The sequence below is a fragment of the Pseudomonas sp. P5_B2 genome (assembly GCF_056400445.1).
The window spans coordinates 1-1,897 of record NZ_JBFULH010000725.1; the positions used below are offsets into that span (position 1 = coordinate 1).

At 57.5% G+C, this 1,897-nt stretch carries 2 protein-coding genes; one reads left to right on the top strand and one right to left on the bottom strand.

From position 1 onward, the window contains the following. The coding region (locus tag AC1DRJ_RS26040; RefSeq protein WP_477804683.1) for a penicillin acylase family protein at positions 1-1,157 on the bottom strand (1,157 nt) is incomplete at its 3' end. A 227-nt stretch (positions 1,158-1,384) separates the two neighbouring features. Here AC1DRJ_RS26040 and AC1DRJ_RS26045 point away from each other — a divergent pair. After that, the gene (locus AC1DRJ_RS26045; protein ID WP_477804684.1) at positions 1,385-1,756 is read left to right on the top strand and encodes a fe2+ zn2+ uptake regulation protein; all 372 of its coding nucleotides are present in this window, start codon (positions 1,385-1,387) and stop codon (positions 1,754-1,756) included. The last annotated feature ends 141 nt before the right edge of the window (positions 1,757-1,897 follow it).

Sequence of the window (1,897 nt, forward strand, 5' to 3'; positions counted from 1 at the left end):
GCCTGGTTCATCGCATACCACTGCTGCAAGACCCGGTCGTTACCCAAGTTGGCGTCGCGCAGGCTGTAGGCGAACTGAGAGTCCCAATCCAGTTTTCCGGGCCATTGCACGATCGGACCAAATTCCGAGCTGTACACCACATGCTCAACCTGAACGGTCCGACCGTCGGCTTGCTTCACCTTCACCGTCACGGTTTGCTTCTTCATGGGCAAGGACTGGCCGTCGAGCAGGTAGCGGGTCGAGTCCTTGGGATCAAGCTGCAGTCGATACAGCGTGAAGTGTTTGGACGAATCCACGGTGTGGGTCCAGGCCAGGTGCTGGTTGAAGCCGATATTGATCATCGGCAACCCCGGCAGCGCCGCGCCCATCACATCCAGCTTGCCGGGAATCGTCAGGTGCATCTGATAGAAGCGCATCCCGCCAACCCAGGGGAAATGCGGATTGGCCAGCAACATCCCGCGACCATTGAATGAACGCTCGCTGCCGATGGCCACGGCGTTACTGCCGCGGTCCAGCGCAAACCGTTGCAGACGCGTGGCAGCCACCTGGAAAGACGACGGTTCAGCGGTTACCTGCGCGACACCGTTGGGAGGTGTGGCGCCGGCCAGCGCTTCGGCAAACTGCCCTACCCCGCCTTCGACCAGCAGACGCCGGGTCAACTTGACCAGATCCTGGGCGCTAATCTCGCGCACCCACGCCCCCTGACATTGCGCCGGCAAACCCTGTGCACGGCGCTCTGCCAGCGAACGGTTGTAGCCGGCTACGTAACCTTCCATGAGTTGCTGTACTTCAGGGGGTTGAGCCTGCCAGAAACCGGTGACGGCTTCAGGGGTATTCAACCAGGTAAAAAACAGGTCACTGACCAGGTTTTCGCGCTCCTCGACCGTCAGCTGATCCGGGCCGAAATACCGTGAACGCTCTCCATTGACGGTGACAATTTCATTGGCCAGCAAACACAGGTTGTCCTGAGCGTAGACGTACCCGATGCCATAACCGAGCCCTCGCTCATTGTCGGCACGAATGTGTGGCACGCCAAAACCGGTGCGGCGAATATCCGCGCTCGCCTGTTCCGGTTGACTGCGCGCATTGGCCGCAAGGCTCAGCCCCGCTAGAAACGCTGCAAGGCCTAACCTGGTTAACTGCCTGGAAATAATCACGCTCGCTCCTGTTCGAAAAGACAAACACCCTGCCCTCTCYCTGAAACGAAACAAAAGACAAAAATTTAGGCCTGCAAAGACACTCCATGTACCCTTAATGACATTCCACTCACATAGCGTCGACAAATTTTCTACATTCAGGTCTTCATTATTCGGCGTGCTCGTTCGTCTAATGATTTGAGAGCACTCATCACATTTTCTGGCCGGCTCGAAAAAGGAGTTATTGCATGTACAACTCGYAACTGCCAACGGACGGCAGCGACGCGCCAACGGGCCCTGCCATGGGCTCTGCCATTTTCGAACAGCGCAGCGAGCGCAATGGCAATGAGCGCATCCGATTGCTGCTCAAAAGCTTTGGCCTGCGAACCAGTCTGGTTCGCCTGAAAGTCATCGACGCCTTGCTGGCCGCCGCCGAAAGCGAGCGCAGCCTTGGCGTGCGCGGCGTGCACAGCCAGTTGCTGGACCTGGGTATACCCCTGTCCTTTCTCAGTGTGCGGGAAGTGTTGAAGCGTTTGTGCAGCGAAGGTGTGATCACCCTCAATCCAGACAAAAGCTACAGCCTGCATCCGCACGCTGTAGCCATGCTCCATCGCGATTGATCAGTTCAAGGGGCGTCGCTCAAGGCTTGACCTTGCGACGCATCATGCCGTTGATCACCACCACGATCACCGCCACACCGATGGCGATGTACTGAAACAGCTTCTCGCTGATAACACCTTCGTTTTGCAGATACGAAAGGC